Below are 23123 nucleotides of genomic sequence, written 5' to 3'. Positions count from 1 at the left end.
CACGACACGGTGCAGGCACAGATTTGTATCCATCTGTAGCAAGGGACTGACCTGATACAAACGGCTACAATTCTGCCCATGAAACAGAATGCAACGATGATCTAGGAAGGACGCCATGGGACCGCCACCTCATATCCTTATCGTGGACGACCACGCTCAGATACGCGAAAGCGTCGCGCGCTTCCTGGAGAAGAACGGAATGCGCACGACCGTCGCCAGGGATGCCGTGGAGATGGATGCCAAGCTGGCCACTGGTCACTTCGACCTCCTCGTGCTCGATGTCATGATGCCGGGCGAGGACGGTTTGTCGGTTTGCCGCAGACTTGCGCCAGAGGGTGATCTTCCGATCATCATGCTGACGGCGCTTGGTGAGGAAACGGATCGGATCGTGGGTCTGGAAATCGGTGCGGACGATTATCTCGCCAAGCCGTTCAATCCACGAGAACTGCTCGCCCGCATCAAGTCGGTTCTTCGGAGAAGCAACCGCGACGAACCTGTGGCCGGAAGCCTCGCTGGGAGGAAAGTCTCTTTTGCGCACTGGATACTGGATACCGACCGGCAGGTGCTGATTGACGAGTCCACCACCGAGACCCCATTGACGACCTCCGAGTTCAAATTGCTGACGGTCCTGCTGGAACGCGCGAGGATGGTGCTCAGCCGTGACCAGTTGCTTGACCTGACCGCTGGTCGGACGGCAGGCCCGATGGATCGCACCATCGACAATCAGATCAGCCGTCTCCGCCGCAAAATCGAGCCGGATGTACTTAGGCCCAGTGTCATCAAAACGGTGCGGAACGGCGGATACTGTCTGGCTGCCGATGTCGAGGATGCGCCGTGATGCGCCGTGCGATGAGATCTCTGAGCGGCCAATTGATCCTGCTTGTGGTCGCGGCACTTGTCGTGGCCCAGGTGATCAGCCTGTTCCTGTTCGCCGACGAGCGCAGCCTTGCGATTCGTGCAGCTTTAGGATTCGAGGCCGCGGGTCGCGCAGCGAATGTCGCGCGGTTGATCGAAGAGGCCCCGCTGGATCTGCAGGACTCGATCCTTCGCGCGGCAAATTCGCCTCTGATCCGGTTCGATCTGTCGGACGCTCCGATCGTGGATCACACCGGTCATTCGGACGGCGGCATCGTGGAAGCGCGCATACGCGCCCTGATGGATGACAGCTACAGCCGGGATATTCGCGTTGAATTGCACGAGGTCGAGGGCGAGTTGCGGCCTCTTCCCAATCTCTCGGACGAGATGACAGAAATGCATCTCGCGATGATGCGCGGAGAGTTGACAGCGGTTGAAATGAACCTGTCCATCGCCATCAAGGGAGCGCGTTGGCTGAATGTCGGAACGCGGTTCGAGCGACCGCCGATCCAATGGCCTTTCTATTCGATGCTGACCTTCGGGATTTCCGCCGGACTGCTTCTGGTGGCGATCTTCTGGTTTGTAATGACGCGCCTGACGCGTCCTTTGCGGCACCTGTCGAAGGCCGCGGACCATCTTGGCCGGGGCGAAGATGTGGGCGAATTGGCGGTCACAGGGCCGACCGAGGTCAGAGATCTGACCGTCGCATTCAACCGCATGCAACGACGGCTGAGCCGGTTTGTCAGTGATCGTACACGTATGCTCGCAGCCCTTGGCCACGATTTACGCTCGCCGTTGACTGCCATGCGTGTCCGCGCGGAGCTGGTTGACGAAGAAGAGACGCGGGACAGCCTCATCGCATCGGTCGAAGAGATGCAGAGTATGGTCGAAGCGACGCTCACCTTTGCACGCGGCCTTACCGGATCCGAAGGTGCCGAAGTGGTCGATCTGCGCAATTTTCTGGACAGCTTGTGCAGCGATATGGCGGCACACTGCACCTTTGCCCCGAGTGATGATGTTGCCGTGCGGCTTCGACCCAACGCGTTCCGAAGGGCACTGAGGAACTTGCTTGAGAACGCCGTTCGCTACGGTGGTGCCGCAAAAGTCAGCTGGGCGACCCACGGTTCGAACCTCGTACTCAACATCGATGACAATGGGCCCGGCATTCCCGTCGACCAGTTGGAAAAGGTCTTCGATCCGTTCTATCGCCTCGAGCAATCGAGGTCTCTGGAAACGGGCGGTTATGGGCTTGGGCTCTCAATCGCGAGGACAATCGTCCAATCCCATGGCGGCGATATCCAGCTGGTCAATCAGAACAGCGCGGGTTTGCGCGCTGTTGTCACCATCCCGTTGGATGAAACCGAACTGATCGAAGGAGAAACAGATGAAACTGAACGCGTTGATCCTGCCGTTGCTGGCCAGCTTGCCCGCCAGCATGGCGCAGGCTGATGGACCAGGCTCCTGGACGGGGCACATGTGGGGCAGTGGCTATGGCTTTATGGGCGGCTTCATGATGCTCGCCTTCTGGGGTGCGCTGATCGCATTGGTGGTGTTTCTGGTGTTCAGGCTGCGGGACAATGGCACCCGTCCCCCGGACTCGGACGCGCAGGAAGCGCTCAGGCGCCGCTTTGCAAATGGGGAAATCGACGAAGAAGAGTTCCGTCGCCGCAAAGCAACGCTCGACGAATAGACCCCGCCGCGGACGCCAAAGCCGTCCGACGCGACGCCCACCGACGCTGAATAGGAAAGAACGCCATGGTCCCGGAAATTGGTCACTTCGCACTGGCCCTCGCACTGGCGCTTGCGCTTGTTCAGAGTGTTCTACCGATTGCAGGTGCGTCGCGTAGAAATGCCGTCTGGATGAAATCCGCCCAGGCGACGGCAATAGGACAAGTGCTGTTTGTGGCCATCGCCTTCGCAGCGCTGATGCAGGCTTTCATCGTCAGCGATTTTACCGTCAGGAACGTCGTCGAGAACTCCCATTCGCTCAAGCCAATGCTCTACAAGGTGGCCGGGACCTGGGGCAGCCATGAGGGTTCGCTGCTGCTCTGGATCCTGATACTCGCGGTGTTCGGCGCGGGCGTCGCCTGGTTCGGATCGAACATCCCCGCCGAGACCAAGGCGCGCACCTTGTCGGTGCAGGCGTGGATCAGCGTCGGCTTCCTGTCCTTCCTGCTGCTGACGTCGAACCCCTTCGAGCGGGTGTTTCCGCCGCCGCTCGACGGCAATGACCTCAACCCGTTGCTTCAGGACATGGGTCTCGCCATGCACCCGCCGCTCTTGTATTTCGGGTATGTCGGCTTCTCCATCGTGTTTTCCTTTGCCGTTGCGGCTCTTCTGGAAGGGCGCGTCGATCCGGCCTGGGCCAGATGGGTCCGCCCGTGGACATTGGCCGCGTGGGTCAGCCTTACGGCAGGTATCGCTCTTGGATCGTGGTGGGCCTATTATGAACTGGGCTGGGGCGGCTGGTGGTTCTGGGACCCGGTCGAGAACGTGAGCTTCATGCCCTGGCTTCTGGGCACGGCGCTGCTGCATTCCGCCATCGTCACCGAAAAGCGCGACGCGTTCAAAAGCTGGACCATCCTACTTGCCATCCTGACTTTCTCGCTTTCGCTGCTCGGGACGTTCATCGTCCGGTCAGGCCTGCTTACATCCGTGCATGCCTTCGCCGTCGATCCAGAGCGCGGGCTTTACATTCTGGGTCTGCTGGCCGTGTCCATCGGTGGGTCGCTGGCGCTCTACGCCTGGCGGGCGCCCGAAATGGAGCCGGGTGGTCTGTTTCGCCCGATCAGCCGCGAGGCCGGGCTGCTCGTGAACAACCTCATTCTGGCCGCCGCTACGGGAACGGTCCTGTTCGGGACGCTTTATCCACTGATCCTGGAGGCTGTCACCGGGGACAAGATCTCGGTCGGTCCACCTTTCTTCAACGCGGCCTTCATTCCGATGATGCTGGCACTGGTCGTGTTCATGGGTCTTGGTCCATTCCTGTCGTGGAAGCGGGCTGATATCGCCGGTTTGCTCGATCGCATCCAATTCGTGGCCGTGCTGGCGGTCATTGCAGCCTCGGCCGCATGGTATCTTCTGAACGGTGGGCCGATCATGGCCTATCTTGCCATCCTCGGCGCAGCGTGGCTGCTTTTTGCGACCCTGCGGGAATGGGCGCTACGCATCCGTCTGTTCGAGGTTTCCCTTGCAGAGAGCGCGAGACGCGTGCGCAACCTGCCACGCGCCTCTCACGGTATGACGCTTGCCCATGCCGGCGTCGCTGTGTTGATGATGGGGATGATCGGCTCGACCGGATGGAAGAGTGAGGAGATCGTCTTTGCCGCCCCCGGGACCGAAGTCACGATCGCCGGGTTCGACATCACCTTCGAAGGGGCCGCAAAGGTTCAAGGGCCGAACTACATCGCGGATCGCGGCACCCTTGTGGTGCGTCGGGATGGCGAATTGGTCACGACACTTTTCCCGGAACGGCGGTATTACCCGGTCGCGGAAAGCCAGACGACGGAGTCGGCCATCCGCTCCACATTGGCGGGTGATCTCTATACGTCGATTGCAACGCCAGCCTCCGATCAAGTGAACAACGCCGGAGCATGGACCCTTCGGATCCTCTATGAACCGCTCGTCAACCTGATCTGGATCGGCTCGATCCTGCTGGTGATCGGTGGCTGTTTGTCCTTGTCGGATCGCCGTTTGAGGGTCGGGGCGCCGCGCCGTGCCAAACAGCCAGCCACCGATGCCGTTCCTGCCGAGTAGGAGAGAAGATGAAACGTCTCATTGCCGGGCTGCCGTTTATTGCGGCGGTCATATTCGGTGGGTTTTTTCTCTGGGGGCTCAATCCCGACCGGGATCCCAACGAGATCCCTTCCGTCCTGATCTCGCAACCGGCCCCGGCGTTCGACCTCGATCCCGTGCCGGGGTTGGAGACACCCGGCCTGGCCCGAAGCGATCTTGTCGGCAACGAACGACCGGTCGTGGTCAATGTCTTTGCGTCCTGGTGCGTGCCCTGCCGCGCGGAACATGCCGTGTTGACAAGATTTGTCGAACGAGACGGCATGCGGTTGTTCGGAATAAACTACAAAGACAAACCTGAGGATGCCGTGAAGTGGCTCAATGACCTCGGCAATCCCTACGAGCGGATCGGGTCCGACCTGTCGGGCCGGACCGGGATCGAATGGGGCCTGTCGGGCGTGCCGGAAACCTTCATCGTCGATAGCGATGGCACCGTTTTGTTTCGCTATGTCGGGCCGGTCGTGGGTCCGGACGCCGTCGAACGGTTCACGCAAGCCCTGAAGCAGGCAGGCGCACTGCCAAATGGAGCAGGTTCATGAGACAGTTGATTTTCGCGTTTTGCATCGGGCTCCTTCCCTTTGCCGCCAATGCGGTGGAACCGGACGAAATGCTGACCGACCCGGTATTGGAACAGCGTGCGCGGGAGATTTCCAAGGATCTACGATGCGTCGTCTGTCAGAACCAGGACATCGACAGTTCGAACGCGGGTGTGGCGCGGGACTTGCGTCTGCTCGTACGCGAGCGCCTGGTCGTTGGAGACAGCGACGCGGAGGTGATCGAATACATACGGGCGCGGTACGGGGATTACGTGCTGCTGAAACCGCCTCTGGAGCCTGCGACCTACGCGCTTTGGTTCGCTCCGATCGCTTTCGTTCTGATCGGGGTTTTCGTTGGTGGCGGGCTACTGATGAGTCGGCGAAAGCAAGAGGCATTTGAAGACTTGGGCTCGGAGGATGAGAACACCGTGTCCGAAATTCTCAGGCAAAACGAAGCGGGGGATGCGTCATGATCTGGGGTATTTTCGTTCTTTTGACGCTGGTCGCAATCGGAATTGTCCTCTACCCGCTGCTGCTGTCCAAATCGAACACTCTCACCAGAGGGGATGCGGTACCGGCGATCCTCGCCGATCAGATGCGGGAAATCCAACGAGACATGGACCGCGGTTTGATTTCTGAACAGGAAGCTCAAGCGGCCAGACTCGAGATCAAGAAACGGATCCTCGCGACGACCCGCAATTCGGAAGAAAAAGCCGGATCATCCCGTAATGGTGGCAGAGTCACTCTCGTTGTCGCGGCGGTCCTCGCGCCGGTTATTGCCGCGGGCTACTATCTGACGATGGGATCGCCGGAGGTTCCTTCAATGGCCTTCTCTGCCCGTGCAGAGGAGCGGGCACAGACTGATGAAGTGACGGCGCTGGCAATACAACTTCGCGAAAGGCTTGTATCCGATCCGACCGGCGGCCCTAGCGAAGGGTGGATGCTGTTGGGCCAGACCTATCAGCGCATGGGCAGAGCAGCCGATGCCGTCGAAGCCTTCGAAGTCGTTGCCGAACGGGAGGATGCCACCTCCGCGACATTCTCCATGCTGGCAGAGGCTGTCGCGGTTGCCAATGACGGCGTTGTTATTCCACGGGCGAAATTGGCCATTGATAGCGCTTTGGACCTTGACCCATCCAATCCTGCGGCAACCTACTTCGAGTCTCTGTATTACTTTCAGCAAGAAGAGACGCGTAAGGCCTACGATCTGCTTGTTTCACGACTGAATCAGGAAGAGGCTTACGTTCCCTGGATGGAGACCTATGCAGCGCAGATCAACCGGATTGCAGCGGCAGCTGACCTTCCGGTCGTCAATCTACCCAGCGGGCCGACGTCGCAACCAGGCCCGAGTGCCGCAGATGTCGCGGCGGCGTCGGAGATGAATGACGCGGATCGCGCGGAGTTCATCCGATCGATGGTCTCGCGGCTGGCCGAGCGTCTTGAGGATGAACCGGACGATCTGGATGGTTGGATGCGGCTGGCAAATGCCTATACCGTCCTTCAGGAGCCCGATCGCGCCGTTGAGGCCTACCGCAAGGCTGAAGCGCTGTTGGAGCAGCAGCCCGCCAGTGATCCTCGGCGTGCGGCGGTCCGTGCCGCGCTTGAGCGGCTCGGCGGCTGACTACTGCTCGGTGTCCCGGTCGAGCAGGTCACTCCTGTCCGGCAACCTTTGCGGAAACATCCCGACCACTGGCTTGCGCCAAGGCGTTCATCACGTCCTCGGTTTTTAGCAATTCGGACAGCACAATGCCGTTCGGTGCCGATGGTCCGTAGACGGCATTGAAGGGGATGCCGTATCTGCCGAAACTCTCAAGGTAGCGGGAAATGCGCGTGTCCGGGCGTGTCCAATCTGCCTGCATCGCCGTGACTCCAGGCGCTTCAAGCGCGCTCCGGACTGGCTCCCGATCGATGATAAGTGTCTTGTTCGCTTTGCAAGTCAGACACCAGTCAGCGGTCACATCGACAAAAACGACCTCTCCTGCGGACACGCGTTTCGCTATTTCCGAACGATCAAATGCGATCCAAGCCATTGCCAACTGCGGCGTCGAACGCGCAGGTGCTGATTGCTGCAAGAGAGGACCTGCGGCAATGGCCAGGACAAGGCTGGCTATGGCAATAGACCACCTGAATTGGGACTGCACATTCGGGAGAGATAGTATCAGAACGGCGAGACCGGACAACGCCGCGACCGCGATGACAGACGCAAGCCCGGCGACACCGTCGAGCACCCAGAACAGCCACACGGCGGTTGCAAGCAACAAAACCCCCATGACGCTTTTGATGATCAGCATCCATCGACCAGGCTTGGGCATGAATGCGACCAGACGCGGGAACGCGGCGATGACGAGATAGGGCAGGGCGAGGCCGAGCCCGAGGCTCGTAAAGACGATGAGGATGTCCACGCCACGCCCGGCCAAAGCAAAGGCCACCGCGGTGCCGAGGAACGGTGCCGAACAAGGCGTCGCCATGACGGCACCGAACATGCCAGTGAAAAAGTCGGCGGAATACCCGTTGCGTCCTCCGGCCCCTGCAAGCCGCGTCTGCATGCCGTGTGGAAGGGCGAACTCGAACGCTCCGAACAGATTTGCCGAAAAGACGAGCAGGACAGCGATCATCGCCGCAAGAAACAGCGGGCTTTGAAACTGCAAACCCCACCCGACGCTGAGGCCTGCCGTCTGGAGCGCCCAGAGGACGAGCGCCAGACCCCACATGAACGTCATGATGCCGGCGCTGGCAGCGACGAAACCGAACCGGACACGGGTTGTGTCGTGATCGGTGTGTTTGAGCACAGACGACACCTTGATGGACAGCACCGGCAGCACGCAGGGCATCACATTCAGGATCAATCCGCCCAGCAGCGCGATCGCGGCAATCCAGATCAGTTCCATCATGTCCGGTGTCGTGGCGGCCAGTTCAAAGGGTGGTGCTATTCCTTGCGCCACGCGATCCGCGATGATCGTGAAGGCCCGGTTCTCGCCGTCGGTGACGGTAATCGACGGAGCCACTGTCACATCCGTATTCGACGAGAGGATCGGCAAGCGCGCCCAAAGCAAACGATCCTCTTCTCCCAAACGGATATCGGGTTTGCCAAGCGCAACACCCATACCCAGTTCGGGAAACACATCCGGCGACTGGAGTGGTTCATCGACGCGAAGGCTGACGATCAACTCCGTGAGGTCTTCGTCGATGAAGGCATTTGCCTCGCTGACGCCGCTCGTCTTGGCCCCTTCGGGGACGCGCTCGGAAAACGTACCGATCAGCCCAGCCGAAGTGCTGTCGATGACGTTGCCCCGTCCGAGGCGAAGTGACAGGTCAAACTCTTCCGGGACACAGACATTGGAGCACACCAGCAGTTTGACCTGCGCGGAAAGAGTCACAGGTGCGCCGGGATCTTTGAGCGTTATGCGCAGCGGAAAGACGACTTCACCCGCATAACCAAAATTTTCGATGCCGAAGGCGGTGAAGCGCGTCGGGGCGGGCCACATGAATTCGACATCTGCGACGTTTTCGGAACCGCTCCATTCGACCGAAGGCGGTATTCCCACCTCGCCCGCCGACCGCCAATAGGTCTTCCAGTTTTCGTTCAGTTGAAGGTGAAGCCCGGCTGACAGAGTCTGTGTGTTCTCGGGAACGCCGTCCTGTACACTAATGAGATGCGCGGTGAGTGGCGCGCTCTGGTATTCAGCAGAGGTTGCTGCCGCGACACTTCCAGAGACAACGGCCAGGAGCACGAAGGGAATAAGCAAAACCCGTCGCAGGATCAAAAGGCAATCGATCAAGATACCTACTTCCTTCCCATATTTTCCGCAGATTTCGCCAGGACGGCGGAAATTGCGTCAAAGTCCACCTGTGGCAAAACCCTGACGACCGTCCACACAGACAATTCGCGCAACGCCAGTCGCAGAAGATGAAAGGGTTCGACACCCATCCGGCAGAAGGTCTGACGCTTGCTTCGTGGACACGATAGCGCCGCGATCCGAGCAGTCTTCAAGACTTCCTGCACATCCCCCAAGCATGAAACCCGACAACAGCAACGCGCCTACGCGTACCTTCCCGCGCACATCACGGCCTGTCGCGGACCACGACTGGAATCGCGGAGGTTATGGGCTCGGTCGTTTCCTCGATAGTATCCTTTGCCTTGTCGGAATGGCACGATTTTCCCATGAACTTGTGCATCACGAGATGCGCCCCAACGCACAGCAGGAGCGGGGCGAAAGCCGCTGCATTGCCCCACATGCCCGCCAATGTGCCGCCGGCAAGAAAAAACCCCGCAACGGGCAGCAGCATGACGACGCAACACGCCATCATACCATAATGCATGAGCCTGTCCGTGATCGGCTTTTTTCTGTGGCTGTGGTGGTCCATGACACCCTCTTTGTCTCGTTCCCGGCGTCATTTGCGACCCTCCAGCAGGGTAAGGTCAAGGATACAAATGGATACACTTCTCGCGGCCTTGTCAGGTTGCCTGATGCCGGGTCTCCCGTAAAAGACATGTACAAACCGTAGGCTAGGAGTGTGTCATGACGACATCGCGAAACAACAAGATCAATCGACGAAGCCTGTTGGGGTATGCGGCTGTCGCTTTGGTTGCACCAAGCGTGGTTCGAGCCGAAACCATTCGCCGCAACATTTCTTCTTTCCGAGTTCATGACTGGCAAGATCACTTCGACGCACTCGGAAAGGGGATCATCATCTCCGATACCGTGACGAAGGCGCTCCAGCATTGGACATCAGATGGCGAAATGCGGATCTACCCAACGTCCGTTCCGCTGACCGACGAACTCACCAAACGCGGTTACACTGAAGTGGTGGAAAAACGCAAAAACCCCAGTTGGGCGCCGACGCCCTCCATGCGGGAACGCAATCCGGAATGGCCGGCACGTATCGAGGGGGGTGATCCGGACAACCCCTTGGGTACTCGCGCACTGTACCTGTCGTGGCAGTACTACCGTATTCACGGGACACAGGACACGCGCAAGATCGGCCGCCGGTCGTCAAACGGCTGCATCGGTTTGTTCAACGAACAGATCGAGGAAGTCTACGAGCGAGCGCCTGTCGGCACTCAAGTCAAACTCATCTGACCCAACGGGCAAGGCGGAAGATACAGGCATGGACAAATTAACTGCGCTGATTGGTGCCGTTTTTGTTATCGGCGGGGGTTTTGCCGTTTGGCAGTTCGTTGGAGCCGAAGATTTAGCGGTTGGCCACTCCATGACGCCACCTGACACAAGCGAGATTGCCGAAGGCGATCCGATCGTCCAGGTCCAGCTGCCTGACGCACTCTCGCAGCAGGCGGCGCTTGGGAAGAACATATTCGAGGCAAAATGTTCCGAGTGTCACGGCGAAAATGCCGCCGGTCGCAACGGTGTTGCGCCGCCTCTCGTGCACAAGATCTACGAACCGAGCCACCATTCGGACATGGCTTTTGTTCTGGCAGCTCAAAACGGCGTCCGTGCACATCACTGGAATTTCGGTAATATGCCTAAGATCGAGGGATTGACCCAAGGAGACGTCAAGATGGTGGCCGCCTATGTCCGCGAATTGCAGCGGGCCAACGGGATCAACTGATGCGTTGGTCGAAGACGAACCGATGGATTCTGTCGGCCGTTTTCGGCCTTTTCCTTGTAGTTCTCGGGGTGCCAGAGGCGCCGGTATATCATGGTGAAACGTCGTTGGGGCAGGAATACCATGGTCACGAAGACGCAGGGCCATCGACCGAGGCCTCTGGCCACTGCCATCCAGGCCTCGATTGTTCTGTCCCGGCAGCGTTATTGCTTCAGCCGAACATGGCGTACGAGCCTTCTTTTCTGAAAGCCGTCATGCAAGACGGCGCGATCCAACGAACCGAATTGCGCCCGATCAGCGATCCTCCACCGCCCCGACGGTGGGTCTGATTTCACATCGCTCGAAAAGCAGACCCAAAGAAGGATCGAAGACATGAAAAAGACGACTATCGTAGCGGCAGTGTTGATTGCAGGTACTGCGGTCACGGCATTCGCGCATAGCGGTGCCACCGGCATCGTGAAAGAGCGCATGGATGCCATGCTTGCAATGGGGAAGGCGGTCAAGACCGTGGCCCCGATGATGCGGGGCGAAACGGCCTATGACGCAGAAACAGTGCGCGATGCCGCGCGCCTGTTCCAGCAGCACGCCGGTGAGAGCATGACAAAGCTGTTCCCAGAGGGCACAGGGGGCATGCCCTCGGAAGCCAAGGACGAGGTGTGGACCGACTGGGAGCGCTTCGCGGCATTGGCAAGTCAGCTGGAAGAATACTCTGAGGGCCTGGAACGCGCAGCCGACAATGGATTGGGCGGCATGAGCGGCAATACCTCCATGGATGGCGCCTCGATGATGGGCGGCGGGTCAATGATGGGAGGCGATACAACCATGATGGGCGGGAGCACGATGATGGGCCGAGGCGACATGATGGATGCGGCCGCCATTGCCGAAATGCCCGCCGACGCAGCATTCGCGATGACGACCCAGGTCTGTTCCGCATGCCATGAACGCTTCCGGGCGGAAGAAGACTGACCATGCGCCGGTTCTTGACACTCGTCAGCGGGGCCGCCGTGCTGGGCGCGGCCAGCCTCGGCGTCGTGATTGCATGGCCTGTCGGCAGTGCAGTGACTCCGATTGCAATAGAGGGCAATGTCGACCGGGGCGCATATCTGGCGCGCGCCAGTGGGTGCATTGCCTGTCATACCAATTTTGAAGCGGGCGGCGCACCACTTGCCGGAGGGGCGCCGCTCGAAACCCCGTTCGGAACGTTCTACCCGCCCAACCTGACGACAGACCCGGAACATGGCATGGGCGAATGGACGGCAGAACAGTTCGCAAAAGCCGTGCGGCAAGGCATCGGCCCCGATGGAACGCCGTACTATCCGTCTTTCCCGTACACCTTCTATGCGGATTTTTCTGATCAGGATATCGCTGACCTCTGGGCGGCGTTTCAAACCGTGCCGCCCGTGGACGAGCCTGCACCAGAAAATGATGTCAGCTTCCCATTCGACCAACGATGGGGGCTGAAGCTCTGGCGAGCGGCGTTCTTCTACGATCCGGATACCGAACCGATTGAAGGGCGAAGCGACGCATGGAATCGAGGACGGGAATTGGTGCGCGGTGCGGCACATTGCGGAGCCTGCCATACGCCGCGCAATCTTGCGGGAGGCCGCGATATCGGTGCTTCCTTTGCAGGCAACGCCCAGCTTCCCGGTGGCAGCAAGGCCCCCGCGATACGGCCAAAAGACCTGGTCAAAAATGACTGGACGGTTTCAAACCTCGCTTATGCGCTCCAGACCGGCATCACCCCTTCGGGCGATGCTTTCGGCGGCAGCATGGCGGAAGTGGTTCGCGAGGGAACTCGGTTTCTGACACCTGCCGATCGCGAAGCGATGGCGCTTTTCCTGCTGAACAAGGACACGGTCGAGGCGGAGAACCCCGCGTCGAACTAACACCACGCGGGGGCAACACGCCCCCGCTTTCTCGAGGATCGAAATGAGACAAACACGTCGGGATTTCTTGCGCCATGCAACACTGGCGGCCTGCGCGGCGGCCATCCCGCAGTCGGCTTTTGCCGCGACCCCGTTCGAGGACCTGATTGCCAAGGTTGCACGTCGACAGCTTCTTCCGGACACCTACCCGGAAACAGAGATCTGGGGCTATGACGGCCTCGTTCCGGCCCCGGAAATCAGGGTCACACAAGGCGATCGGGTGCGTCGCAGGTTTCGCAACGAGGTACCCGATCCCAGTTCGGTTCACTGGCACGGAATCCGGATCGACAACGCGATGGATGGCGTTTCAGGGCTGACCCAAGAGGCCGTAGCGCCGGGTGGAACCTTTGACTACGACTTCGTCGTACCGGACGCGGGCACCTATTGGTATCACGCGCATAATCGCTCATACGAGCAAGTCGCGCGTGGTCTGCGCGGTGCCTTGATCGTCGAAGAGGTCGATGGACCGGACATCGACCGCGAGGAAGTCATCGTTCTGGAGGACTGGTTGCTCGACCCTGAGAGCGGGCAGCTGTTCGACAATTTCGAACAGCCCATGATGATGAGCCACGGTGGACGTACCGGCAACTTTATCACGACCAACGGGCGCTATGACCTGACCTTGCCCGCGCAGCGCAACGAGCGCATTCGCTTGCGGATCATCAACGCAGCAAGCGCTCGAATTTTCCCGCTGAGGCTCTCTGGATTCAGTGGCTGGACGGTGGCCGTGGATGGAATGCCAACCGGCCAACCCCAGTCGGTTGACGGCGAGTTGATCCTCGGCCCGGCACAGCGCGTCGACTTAATTGTGGATGTGACCGAAGACGAAGGCGGCACCGCCCAATTGCTTCGCATCGGCGATGATGATCAACTGACCCCGTTGGTGAGTTTTCTGGTCAACGGCACAGCCAGTTCAGTACCAAGAGGCAAGCCACTGCCGTTGCCGCCGAACCCCGCGGCACACGCCCCGGACCTTGCCGATGCGCGTGATTTGCGACTGGTCATGTCCGGCGGGGCAATGGGGCGAATGCAGTCCGCATTGCTTGGCGGGGAACGTCTTGGATTCCGTCAGCTTGCCCAAGCGGGCAAATTCTGGGCCCTGAATGATGTCGCCGAAATGACCTACACGCCACTGGCCGATCTATCCCTGAACGAGCCGGTGCGCCTGAAGATCGAGAACCAGACCGTTTTCCCACATGCGATGCACCTGCACGGGATGCATTTCCGCGAGCTGCGCCCCGACGGCGCGTTCGGGCCGATGCGGGACACGATCCTGTTGGCCGGCAACGAGTCCCGGGAGATCGCCTTTACGGCAGACAATCCCGGCAAGTGGCTGTTCCATTGCCACATGCTCAGCCACGCCGCATCTGGCATGACAACCTGGATACGGGTCACATGAGATATCTCGTTTGGTCCCTTCCGATCACTGTCGCAGCAGCCGCCTTCACGTATTGGCTCTCGACCAGTGCATCCTCGGATGTCGGCAGCGCGTCCAGGGCGGAGAGCTACGACATCGAAGAAGGCGCGTTGCTCTACGCAGAAAACTGTGCGTCTTGTCATGGCGCGGGTCTGGAAGGCCAGCCGGAATGGCGAACGCCCGGCGCGGATGGGCGCCTGCCAGCACCACCACATGATGAGACGGGTCACACCTGGCATCATCCTGACAGCCTGCTCTTCGATTACACAAAACTGGGGGGTGCGGCGCTTCTGGCGCGTCAGGGCGTCGAATTCGACAGTGGCATGCCCGGTTTCGCAGACGTGCTGACCGACCAGCGAATTCACAACATCCTGGCCTTCATCCGGTCCACCTGGCCAGATCGCATCCGCGAAGTCCAGGCCGCGCGGACAGAAGCCGACGAACAACGGGGAGAGAACTAAAATGCGTTTCAGACAAGCCTTCACGACGGTCGCGATAGCTGCCTTGCTTCCGCTACCGGCACTCGCCGACGAACTGTCAGAGTCCCGGGTCAAGGAACTTGTGCTGGAAGCAATCCGCGAGAACCCGGAGATTGTCATGGAGGCCGTCGCCATCCTTGAACAAAGGCAGGCGCAAGCGCAGGAGCTCAGTCAGGCCCAAGTTCTGAATGACCAGCGCGATCTGATCGAGAACGATCCGAATGCGCCGGTTCTCGGCAACGCGGAAGGGGACGTCACCGTTGTGGAATTTTTCGACTACAACTGTCCTTATTGTCGGCGGGTCAAACCCGAGGTGCGGGCTTTGATCGAAGACGATCCAAACATTCGCCTCGTCTATCGTGAATGGCCCATTCTCGGAGACGGATCGGTGTTCGCCGCGAAAGCGGCCTTGGCAGCGCGCAAGCAGGACAAATACGAAGAGTTTCACTGGGCGATGATGGGGCTGGAAGGCCGCGCGGAAGAGGCCTCCGTGCTGCGCGTTGCCGAGGAGATCGGCCTGGATATCGCACAGTTGCGCAAGGACATGGAGGCCCCCGAGGTCGAAGAGCACATTGCGACCTCCATGCAACTGACCCAAGCTCTGGGCTTTAACGGCACGCCGTCTTTCGTGATCGGGGATGCGCTGGTCCCGGGCTTCGTCGAAAAGGCGCAGCTTGCCGACTTGGTCGAGGAAGCCCGCAAAGTCGAAGACTGAAATTCTGTGCCCGGACCACCCTTGGGTGGTCCAGGCACTGCATCAAGCGGCCGCAGGTTCCACGTTGTAGCCCGCATCCCGAATGATCGCTTGGACCTGATCGGCTGGTAACACGCTGGCGACACGCACATGTCGGGCAGAAAGGTCACATTCTACGCCTGCATTCGGATCTGCGCTCTTCACCGCGCTTTCGATTGCTGCGGTGCAATGTCCACAGCTCATGTCCGGAACGCTGAACTTCATCGGAACCACTCCTTGATCTGATTTCTATCGGTGACATGGGGCTTCCCCCCGCTGGAAGGTCAAGTGAAGAAATTTATTTGGCGCCCTCCCATTGACCCTCCAGTAACTGGAAGCCTCATATTCCACTTCGAATGGAAAAACAGGTGACACATATGCCCGAACCCAAACAGATCAGCCTGCCGATCGAAGGCATGTCATGCGCGTCCTGCGTTGGCAGGGTCGATCGCGCATTGAATGCAATCGACGGCGTAGAGGATGTGTCGGTGAACCTTGCCTCGGAAACTGCTCGCATGAGCGTGGACGCGCTCAAGCGCATTCCCGACATCATCGAATCCCTTCGCGAGCTGGGCTACCCCGCGCGGAAGGCCAGGGCCGAACTCACGATTGCAGCGATGTCCTGTGCCTCTTGCGTCGGGCGGGTCGATAAGGCGCTTGCCGCGGTGCCCGGGGTGGTCGAGGTGAACGTCAACCTCGCCTCAGAGACGGCGACGGTCGTTTACGTCGAAGGTCTTGTCACGACATCCGATCTGATCGAATCAAGCGGCGCGGCAGGGTATCCAGCAACCGTGGCAACGGCCCAGGCCGGTGACGACAGAGTTGCGCGCAAGGAGGAAGAGGCTCAGGCGCTTGCCAAACGGGTCACCTTTGCGGCCATCCTCGCCTTGCCGGTCTTCCTGATCGAAATGGGTGGCCACGTCATTCCGGCCGTTCATATGCTGATCGAGACCACGATTGGCCAGCAGACGAGTTGGCTTCTTCAGTTCGTGCTGACGACAATCGTTCTCTTCGGCCCGGGCCGGACGTTTTACACCAAGGGTTTCCCGGCCTTGTTCCGGGGTGCCCCCGACATGAACAGCCTCGTCGCGGTCGGCACCGGGGCGGCTTACCTTTATTCCGTGGTTGCGACATTCGTACCGTCGGTCCTGCCTGACACGCTGCGCACCGTCTATTTCGAGGCGGCAGCGGTCATCGTCGTTCTGATCCTTCTGGGGCGGTTTCTTGAAGCGCGCGCCAAGGGGAGAACGGGCGCGGCCATCCAGAAGCTATTAGGGTGTCATGGTCACGTAATTCGTGAGACTCACGGTTGATTTTCTCGTTTGTTTTCAGCGGCGACTTGGTAAGGTTAACTTTAGGATGGTAAAGTTATTTATGAGATGGTAACTTTAACCGTGAGACAGTTTCCACTGTGGATAACTTTAGATTGTGACGGAAGAAGCAAGTGACGAAGCGCTAGAAAGGGCAGAGGCGCTAAGACCACTGTTATCACCGCTTGCTCGGGGTCAAAGTATCGGGCGGGCGGTGGAGGCGGCGGCGGCCGAGTTGAACATATCGCGCAGTACAGCTTGGCGTATTTTGAGCATGTTGCGCGAGAACGATGGCCGGGCAAGTTCGCTTCTTCCCAAACGCAGCGGCCCCAAGCCCGGCTCCCTCCGTCTGCCAGCGCAAGTTGAAAGCATGATTGCCCGGGTCTTGCGTGAGCGATATCTGGTTCCGGAACGCCCGAGCTTTCGCAGGATTGTGGGCGAGATCCGCGCCGAGTGCGTTGCCAGAGGTTTTCAACCGCCAGCACGGCAAACGATCAAGGCTCGCCTTGATGCCATGGATCAGCGCGAGGTGTTACGGAAGCGGAAAGGGGCGAAGGCCGCAAAACAAGTTTTCGAAGCGAGGGCAGGGAAGTTGGAGGTGGAACGGCCACTGGAAGTCGTCCAGATCGATCACACGTTGGCGGATATTATCCTAGTTGATCAGGTTGAGCGCAAACCTCTAGCACGACCATGGCTGACACTCGCGATCGACGTCGCGACCCGTGTGGTACTGGGTGCCTATGTCACTTTCGACGCGCCATCGGTCTTGTCCATTTGCCTTTGCCTTGACCACTGTGTGCGGCCGAAGTCCGTCCGGACACCGAGTTCGCTTAAGCAACTCTATTGGCCGACAGCCGGGATCCCACAGGCCATCCATGTCGATAACGGGCGGGACTTTCGCAGTGATGCCTTCCGGTCGGCTTGCGCGGAATGGGGCATCGCGATCAAGTACCGGCCGCCGGGCCGTGTGCATATTGGTGGGCATATCGAGCGGCTGATCGGCACGACGATGGGTGCCGTGCATGTATTGCCGGGAACGACGCAATCCTCGCCAAAAGACAAAGGCGAGTATGATAGCGCTGCCAAGGCCTCAATGACGCTGGACGAGTTCGAGGACTGGCTGCAGCTGGAGATTTGTCGGTATCATAATACACGCCACAGCGGATTGAAGCGGACCCCGCTGGCCGCCTGGGCCGATCTTGGGGGCGACGATGCCGGCCGACAGGTCGTGGATACAGATGCCTTCCGGATCAGTTTCCTTCCTTCCGAACGCCGCCAACTTGGCAGGACCGGGATCAACCTGTTTTCCATCGGTTATTGGAGCGACGCCTTCGCGCCCATGATCGGTCGCGGGGCAGGGAAGGTTACGGTCAAGTACGACCCGCGAGATATGTCCCGGATATGGGTAGTAACCGACGATGGTCGAACAATTGCCGCGCGCTACAAGGATCTTTCTCGCCCCAAAGTTTCCCTTTGGGAGTCGAGGCGCGCCAGTGCAATTTTCCATGAGCGTCACGGCGGTAGGATATCGGAGGCAATTCTTTTCGGGATCATCGAAGAACAGCGGCGTATCGCCCACGCGGCGCGGCAACGAACGCTTGCGACGCGCCTGGACGAAGAACGCAAAGCACGCCAGCCAAACGACAAACCGAAGCGTGATCCGTCCCGTGAGATGTTTGCGATTGATACCAGTAACCCCAATCTCCCAACTTACCCGATAGATGATTTTGATGGACCTCGACGAAAGACTTGATCTCATTCGCAGCGATCGTTGGATCGCCTTTGATCGCGCAACCATTGTTCTCAACAGATTGATATCCCTGATGGAAATGCCTCGGCAGTCCAGAATGCCGGGCCTCATGGTTTATGGCAGCTCTGGCATCGGCAAGACCATGATCGCCAAGCGGATGGAGAGCCTCTACCCGAGCAACTATCGCTCAGACCTCGGGGTGACGCGCACGCCGATCCTACTCCTTCAGGCGCCACCCGCACCAGACGAGCGGCGGTTCTATCAACATATCCTGGCGTCGATCGGCGCGCCCATGTGGGGCCGTCACACCATCTCCGAACTGGAGGTGCGGGCTCTCAGCCATTTGCGCGGAATGGACTTGAAGATGATCATGATCGATGAGGTCCATAACCTCCTTGCCGGAAGCTATCGGGAGCAACGCCGGTTCCTGAACATGCTGCGCTTCCTTTCCAACGATCTGTGCGCATCACTTGTCGTCTTTGGTGTCAATGAAGCTGCTGAGGCGGTTCGCGGTGACGAGCAACTTGCGCGACGGCTGGACGAACATTTTCTGCCACTCTGGGATGACGATGTTGAGTTTTCCCGGCTGGTCCAGACTCTGATTGCTGCCATGCAGTTGGAGCGCGGATCTGGTCTGAGCGTCCAGTCTCTACGTACCATTCTCGGTATTACAGGCGGCGTCACATCGCGTGTGTTCACGATGATAAAGGCTCTTGCCATCGACGCCATTGAGACTGGCGAAGAGCGGATAACTGACGAGGCCGTCCAATCCTGGCAGCCTATCTGGGCCAAACATAGTTGGACCGTTCGGAACCAACCACAGCCGGCATTTTAGTGATCCACAAACCTCTGCCGAGGCGTCCGGCACCTTATCAGGACGAACTGCTGTCAAGCTGGATCGCCCGTCTGGCAGACGCTAACTATTGTTCACTACCAGAGCTCTGCCGATATCTGGGGCTTGGTCAAGAACGTCCGCCGGAAACGCAATCAGATTTGGCTGGCGTGAACCTCGACAGGTTCTGCACATTGTTACGTCTGCCTTCTGCGGAGCTCGGTCGCATGTTGCTCAGGCGACGGGCTGAATTCCCGATTGAATGCATTTCGTGGTCGGATTTTCAGCACTGTCCCGCGTGCACTCACAAGGTACCCGGGGTATCTTTGCGCCATTGGCGCTACGCGTGGTCGTTGCAATGCGAAGTCTGCGGATCCGAGTTGTCGCCATTGGGCCGTGATCCAGCGGCACATGTGAACCTGCCCACCCGGCTCCGCACCCGCGCCAAAGAGGGCGCGAAGCAGCTGATGCTCGCCAATCGACGCGGGGACCGCCATGCTGGTCGACGCATGGATTTGACGCTGCAAGTCGCTGGCGTGCTCGCGCCAGAACCCCGTCACGGTGCGCTCTTTTCCCAGAACCGAATAGATCGCTTCAAAACCCTCGCCGCCATCAATCTCGGAATGACCCGACCTTTGCTCGCAGCCGCGTTGACGATGAAAAGCGATAGGGTTGGCGAGACCAAGCTTCGGATTGCCTTCCCGCACAAGCGGAAAGTTGTGGATCGCCTTTCACGACTTGCTGAAAGCTTACCACGGCAGAGGCCTCGAGAGGGCGGGGGACCCAAAAATCAATCGCCTACGAACTACGCGGGTACGACCCAAGCACCAAGGCAGGAATATCTTCAGGCGGCGCGGAAGGCGATTGATCAGCTTGGGGAAAACGCAGAATGGTCCGATTTGCTCAATTGCGCGGCGAAGCTCCTCGAAAGTGCATGCCAATCCCATATGGATATCTCATGAATAGCCTTACCAAATATCGAAAATGGATGGCCATTACGAAAGAGTCTCAAGAATACCGTGACCATGACAACTGGCTTGGTGCGGTTCAGGAGGCGGCGGCCAGCTTTTTCCCCGAACCTATTGCTGATCCAGCGCACCAGGTCGTCGTCATCTCGGCCGACATAAGTCACACCATCATGAGTACAGGATCTCACTATGCAGGACGATCGAGGCGGATCGAACAAGGTGACCACATCTCTCACCGAGGAGCTGGCACCGTAAAACCAGTACGTCAAAAACTCTTCGCGGAAATCACGTTCCACGATCTTTCCTTCGACTAGTTCTTCCACCAAGCGAACAGCGCGATTCACGATATTCAGCGCGACGGCGCCTGGATTGTTGGGGTCAACTTCGCTGAGGTTGTTCAGGAGGCATAGAATCCCGTCGTGCTCGATGTGGGGCCACGTTAGGTAATCCGGGCGGTCTACAAGGGCAGCTCTCGGTGGAATAGAAGGGAAGACCTCCGAGACGACCAATTCGATCCTTCGAGTTTTGCCATCCGTGAAGGCGACAGAAAACCGCCAGCCATCAGAATAGTGACGGTCGGGATACGTTGATCGAATATCGGCGTATTCGAGACGAGCCAGTGACGGCCCGACGTGCTCGCGAAGGGCGCGTTCAACCGCAAGCAACGCATGTCTTCGGTTTGTGTCGCGCCCGTCGCTGAACTCTGTTTCAGGCATGGCGGCCGCCGCCCGTATCGCTGACAGCTGCGGCCGCGGCGGCGGTGCTTCCAAGAAGCGCGCCAGCGGCGATCCCTGGCGCAGAAAGCGCCGACTTCTTCTCGAGTTCCGGCTGGTAGCGCTCGCTGAAGAATGTAGTGTTGAACACCTTGTCCCAACACTTCAGGGCCGTTTCTCGATCACAATCATCGTCGAACAAAGGATCGAGGTAGGCGATCGCATCAGATAGCCGGTCCCGGAAGAATGTGGCTGCCGGGTCCGGATCGCTCGATGTGATCGATTCGCCGGGTGTCACAGGATGATCGATTACCGTGCTGAATTTGAGGCGATTGCGAATGGCGACCATCGTGTTGTAGAGCGCCCGATCCTCGCGATCGCCGTCGGCACGGAATTGCTCCGCAACCAGGACGGAGATCCCAAAACCGCTCAAGTTACGGCTCTTCCAACTCTCGCGGCTTTTCGCGTGTTTCTTCAGGTGTCGATTGACGCGCCGGAACTGGATGGGATCGTCGCTGTCGGCTCGTTCATTTTCATACCAGTCTGAAACGTCACGGGCATCGGAGCGCTTCCATCCTGAGCTCGCTGCCAGCTCATACCAAATCTCGCCATTTACCTCGACGCGCCTGTAAACCGGCACGTCCACATGGTAGCCGGCGCTGTAGTACACGCGGACGCAGTTGTTTCTGACCTTGGGCGGTGTTTTGAAACCCCCATCGTCCATTGCGTCGCATACCATTTGGCGTGCCTGAAGCGACGTCATGTACGCACCGCGCTCTCCGACCAAGGCGCCTTTTTCGAAGTAGGCCCCATCATCGATGTCATAGTCGTTGTTCGGATCGCGCAGCATGGTCTTCATCTGGTAGCTGCCTTGGGAGACATGTTCGTAAGGGACCGGTTTGTCGTCCTTTTCGAGATTTCCGTCCAGTCGAACGCGGTTGCTGTTGCGCCGACTGCGCATTTTATTGCGCTCGGATTCCGGTAGCGTGACCTCCTGATTGTGAAACGCACGAACATCTGCACTGCAATCATACATGCTGCTCACCTCCTTCATCTGTTGTTGTGGTTGCCTCGCACGAGACGAGTGTTCTGGACGGATCCAAAGCCGGCAGGGACTCGAGCAAAGCCTTGATCCTGCTGCCTGACGGGTCCCTTGGATCATCACGCGCGCTCATTGTCAGATCGGCGTCCGTGTGGGCCTGGGCCGTCAGCCGATCCATCGCCTCCGCCCGAGTGTCGTCCAAAGCCAGATATGTCATCATGCTTGCCGGGACGGCCTTCCGAGGGAAGCGGATCGTGGTGACCTCCCTTCCGGACTTGCCGAGTTCTATCGCGATGAGACGCGCCATGTTGTCATACGCGAACTCTTGAGCGCTAATCGCCAATGGGACTACGTCTGCCCCAAGCCTCCAACCCAATAGAGATCGATGGATGCCGTCTCCCGTGATGTGTTCGCCCTCGGGTCGAGGGCAGGTTCCGAGTGAGTAAATCTCGATCGGCTGTTCGTGATCAGCGATTGTCAAGGCATCTGTCAGCGCGACCATGACCGGGTTATTTGCCCAAAGCCCTCCATCCGCAAAGACCTGCTTCACGCCGGCGTTCTGGCCGGGAACATCCACGGCAGCCAAAGATCGATAGATCGGAGCCGCGCTGGTCGCCATGCAAATGTCGACGAGGCTGTAATCTTCATCCCGCGCTCCGCTGACGGGGGTCTTCTTGAAAACCCATGAGCGGTGGTCCGAGAGTAAAACTGTCGGAATGCTCATGGAAATTCCGCGCTTCTCGTAGACTTGGGCCAGGGTCGTGCTTTCTAGGACGTGTTCAAGTGCAGCTCTAAGTGCCGCATCACCTCGCCGGACGAAGCTTCGCCCGCGACCGGCCCGATAAAGGGCGCTGATGGTTCCCTTTATGCGATGGGGGAAGATCTTCGGGCCGTGGTTTCGATAGAGGGCGACCACCTTGCTCATTGGACATCCGACTGCGGCGGCGCAACCGACGATCGCTCCGGTACTCGTCCCAACGATCAGGTCAAATCCAAGGCCGAGATCAAGGCGATCTACTCCGGCCCTTTTGGCCTGCTGCTCACAAACACGGTCAAGGAACGCGGCAGTATAGATGCCGCGCATTCCGCCACCATCAAGGCTCAACACCCGAAAGGGTCGGTTTACATCGGCTTCAGCCATGAGTGCCAGTTAAGTTAGATGTCAACATGATTGACCGTTAACGAATCTGACCGCCTGTGTCAATG

The 23123-nt window shown here is 59.0% G+C and carries 23 protein-coding genes and 2 pseudogenes; 19 read left to right on the top strand and 6 right to left on the bottom strand.

What is annotated here, in order from left to right:
* The first annotated feature begins 115 nt into the window (after positions 1 to 115).
* The 7 genes from C6Y53_RS19195 to ccmI all read left to right on the top strand — a co-directional run bounded on the left by C6Y53_RS19195 (position 116) and on the right by ccmI (position 6804).
* Positions 116 to 838: a response regulator gene (locus tag C6Y53_RS19195; RefSeq protein WP_078523120.1), complete on the top strand. Its 723-nt coding sequence runs from the start codon at positions 116 to 118 to the stop codon at positions 836 to 838.
* On the top strand, positions 838 to 2304 hold the full coding sequence (locus tag C6Y53_RS19190) for an ATP-binding protein (protein WP_149615592.1): 1467 nt from the start codon (positions 838 to 840) through the stop codon (positions 2302 to 2304). Before C6Y53_RS19195 ends, C6Y53_RS19190 begins: the two co-directional genes overlap by 1 nt.
* Positions 2240 to 2545 carry an SHOCT domain-containing protein gene (locus C6Y53_RS21320; RefSeq protein ID WP_222481198.1) on the top strand — a complete coding sequence of 102 codons (306 nt, stop codon included), beginning with the start codon at positions 2240 to 2242 and terminating at the stop codon, positions 2543 to 2545. The genes C6Y53_RS19190 and C6Y53_RS21320 overlap by 65 nt, the downstream gene beginning before the upstream one ends.
* 65 nt (positions 2546 to 2610) lie before the next feature.
* Positions 2611 to 4611: a heme lyase CcmF/NrfE family subunit gene (locus tag C6Y53_RS19180; protein ID WP_149615591.1), complete on the top strand. Its 2001-nt coding sequence runs from the start codon at positions 2611 to 2613 to the stop codon at positions 4609 to 4611.
* A gap of 8 nt (positions 4612 to 4619) precedes the next feature.
* Positions 4620 to 5186, top strand: coding sequence for a DsbE family thiol:disulfide interchange protein (locus C6Y53_RS19175; protein ID WP_009807483.1), 567 nt, complete (start codon positions 4620 to 4622; stop codon positions 5184 to 5186).
* Positions 5183 to 5656: a cytochrome c-type biogenesis protein gene (locus C6Y53_RS19170; RefSeq protein ID WP_009807484.1), complete on the top strand. Its 474-nt coding sequence runs from the start codon at positions 5183 to 5185 to the stop codon at positions 5654 to 5656. Before C6Y53_RS19175 ends, C6Y53_RS19170 begins: the two co-directional genes overlap by 4 nt.
* Positions 5653 to 6804, top strand: coding sequence for a c-type cytochrome biogenesis protein CcmI (ccmI, locus tag C6Y53_RS19165; protein WP_149615590.1), 1152 nt, complete (start codon positions 5653 to 5655; stop codon positions 6802 to 6804). Before C6Y53_RS19170 ends, ccmI begins: the two co-directional genes overlap by 4 nt.
* A 28-nt stretch (positions 6805 to 6832) precedes the next feature.
* Here the strand turns inward: ccmI and C6Y53_RS19160 are convergent, their stop codons facing one another.
* Positions 6833 to 8962 carry a protein-disulfide reductase DsbD family protein gene (locus tag C6Y53_RS19160; protein ID WP_009807485.1) on the bottom strand — a complete coding sequence of 710 codons (2130 nt, stop codon included), beginning with the start codon at positions 8960 to 8962 and terminating at the stop codon, positions 6833 to 6835.
* 283 nt (positions 8963 to 9245) lie between these two features.
* Positions 9246 to 9548: a DUF2933 domain-containing protein gene (locus C6Y53_RS19155; RefSeq protein ID WP_043754567.1), complete on the bottom strand. Its 303-nt coding sequence runs from the start codon at positions 9546 to 9548 to the stop codon at positions 9246 to 9248.
* A gap of 155 nt (positions 9549 to 9703) precedes the next feature.
* Here C6Y53_RS19155 and C6Y53_RS19150 point away from each other — a divergent pair, with 155 nt between their 5' ends.
* The 7 genes from C6Y53_RS19150 to C6Y53_RS19120 all read left to right on the top strand — a co-directional run bounded on the left by C6Y53_RS19150 (position 9704) and on the right by C6Y53_RS19120 (position 15284).
* Positions 9704 to 10264 carry a L,D-transpeptidase gene (locus C6Y53_RS19150; protein WP_149615589.1) on the top strand — a complete coding sequence of 187 codons (561 nt, stop codon included), beginning with the start codon at positions 9704 to 9706 and terminating at the stop codon, positions 10262 to 10264.
* A gap of 28 nt (positions 10265 to 10292) precedes the next feature.
* Positions 10293 to 10751, top strand: a complete 459-nt coding sequence (locus tag C6Y53_RS19145) for a c-type cytochrome (RefSeq protein ID WP_007803401.1) — start codon at positions 10293 to 10295, stop codon at positions 10749 to 10751.
* A 369-nt stretch (positions 10752 to 11120) separates the two neighbouring features.
* The gene (locus tag C6Y53_RS19140; protein ID WP_007803403.1) at positions 11121 to 11714 is read left to right on the top strand and encodes a c-type cytochrome; all 594 of its coding nucleotides are present in this window, start codon (positions 11121 to 11123) and stop codon (positions 11712 to 11714) included.
* A 2-nt stretch (positions 11715 to 11716) separates the two neighbouring features.
* Positions 11717 to 12634, top strand: coding sequence for a c-type cytochrome (locus C6Y53_RS19135; RefSeq protein ID WP_007803405.1), 918 nt, complete (start codon positions 11717 to 11719; stop codon positions 12632 to 12634).
* A 43-nt stretch (positions 12635 to 12677) separates the two neighbouring features.
* On the top strand, positions 12678 to 14072 hold the full coding sequence (locus C6Y53_RS19130; protein WP_007803406.1) for a multicopper oxidase family protein: 1395 nt from the start codon (positions 12678 to 12680) through the stop codon (positions 14070 to 14072).
* Entirely contained in the window at positions 14069 to 14551 is a 483-nt protein-coding gene (locus C6Y53_RS19125) for a c-type cytochrome (protein WP_149615588.1), read from the top strand. Before C6Y53_RS19130 ends, C6Y53_RS19125 begins: the two co-directional genes overlap by 4 nt.
* Position 14552: 1 nt before the next feature.
* Positions 14553 to 15284 (top strand): DsbA family protein, encoded by a 732-nt coding sequence (locus C6Y53_RS19120; protein ID WP_149615587.1) that lies wholly within the window; start codon positions 14553 to 14555, stop codon positions 15282 to 15284.
* A 42-nt stretch (positions 15285 to 15326) separates the two neighbouring features.
* Here the strand turns inward: C6Y53_RS19120 and C6Y53_RS19115 are convergent, their stop codons facing one another.
* The gene (locus C6Y53_RS19115; protein WP_149615586.1) at positions 15327 to 15527 is read right to left on the bottom strand and encodes a heavy-metal-associated domain-containing protein; all 201 of its coding nucleotides are present in this window, start codon (positions 15525 to 15527) and stop codon (positions 15327 to 15329) included.
* A 152-nt stretch (positions 15528 to 15679) separates the two neighbouring features.
* On the opposite strand from C6Y53_RS19115, the pseudogene C6Y53_RS19110 reads away from it, so the two are divergent.
* From C6Y53_RS19110 to C6Y53_RS21315, 5 genes and pseudogenes are all read left to right on the top strand, one after another.
* Positions 15680 to 16600 (top strand): annotated as a pseudogene (locus tag C6Y53_RS19110) (heavy-metal-associated domain-containing protein); the annotation flags it as partial.
* A 247-nt stretch (positions 16601 to 16847) separates the two neighbouring features.
* A complete protein-coding gene (locus C6Y53_RS19105) occupies positions 16848 to 18365 on the top strand; it encodes a Mu transposase C-terminal domain-containing protein (protein ID WP_149615585.1) in 1518 nt (505 codons plus the stop codon).
* Positions 18343 to 19197 carry a TniB family NTP-binding protein gene (locus C6Y53_RS19100; protein WP_244615033.1) on the top strand — a complete coding sequence of 285 codons (855 nt, stop codon included), beginning with the start codon at positions 18343 to 18345 and terminating at the stop codon, positions 19195 to 19197. Before C6Y53_RS19105 ends, C6Y53_RS19100 begins: the two co-directional genes overlap by 23 nt.
* Entirely contained in the window at positions 19161 to 20156 is a 996-nt protein-coding gene (locus tag C6Y53_RS19095) for a TniQ family protein (protein WP_149615583.1), read from the top strand. Before C6Y53_RS19100 ends, C6Y53_RS19095 begins: the two co-directional genes overlap by 37 nt.
* Positions 20153 to 20476 (top strand): hypothetical protein, encoded by a 324-nt coding sequence (locus C6Y53_RS21315; RefSeq protein WP_244615035.1) that lies wholly within the window; start codon positions 20153 to 20155, stop codon positions 20474 to 20476. The genes C6Y53_RS19095 and C6Y53_RS21315 overlap by 4 nt, the downstream gene beginning before the upstream one ends.
* A gap of 3 nt (positions 20477 to 20479) precedes the next feature.
* Here C6Y53_RS21315 and C6Y53_RS21490 read toward each other — a convergent pair.
* The 3 genes and pseudogenes from C6Y53_RS21490 to C6Y53_RS19080 form a co-directional block, all read right to left on the bottom strand.
* Positions 20480 to 20878, bottom strand: a pseudogene (locus C6Y53_RS21490) (E2/UBC family protein); the annotation flags it as partial.
* Positions 20871 to 21911: a cyclic GMP-AMP synthase DncV-like nucleotidyltransferase gene (locus C6Y53_RS19085; RefSeq protein WP_149615581.1), complete on the bottom strand. Its 1041-nt coding sequence runs from the start codon at positions 21909 to 21911 to the stop codon at positions 20871 to 20873. The gene C6Y53_RS19085 and the pseudogene C6Y53_RS21490, both read right to left, overlap by 8 nt.
* The gene (locus tag C6Y53_RS19080) at positions 21904 to 23058 is read right to left on the bottom strand and encodes a patatin-like phospholipase family protein (protein ID WP_149615580.1); all 1155 of its coding nucleotides are present in this window, start codon (positions 23056 to 23058) and stop codon (positions 21904 to 21906) included. The genes C6Y53_RS19085 and C6Y53_RS19080 overlap by 8 nt, the downstream gene beginning before the upstream one ends.
* Positions 23059 to 23123 lie beyond the last annotated feature (65 nt).

Origin of the sequence: Pukyongiella litopenaei (genome assembly GCF_003008555.2) — a bacterium.
GTDB classification, from domain to species: Bacteria; Pseudomonadota; Alphaproteobacteria; order Rhodobacterales; family Rhodobacteraceae; genus Pukyongiella; species Pukyongiella litopenaei.
The sequence above is the reverse complement of the archived record's forward strand: the minus strand, read 5'-3'. Positions and strand labels throughout refer to the sequence as shown.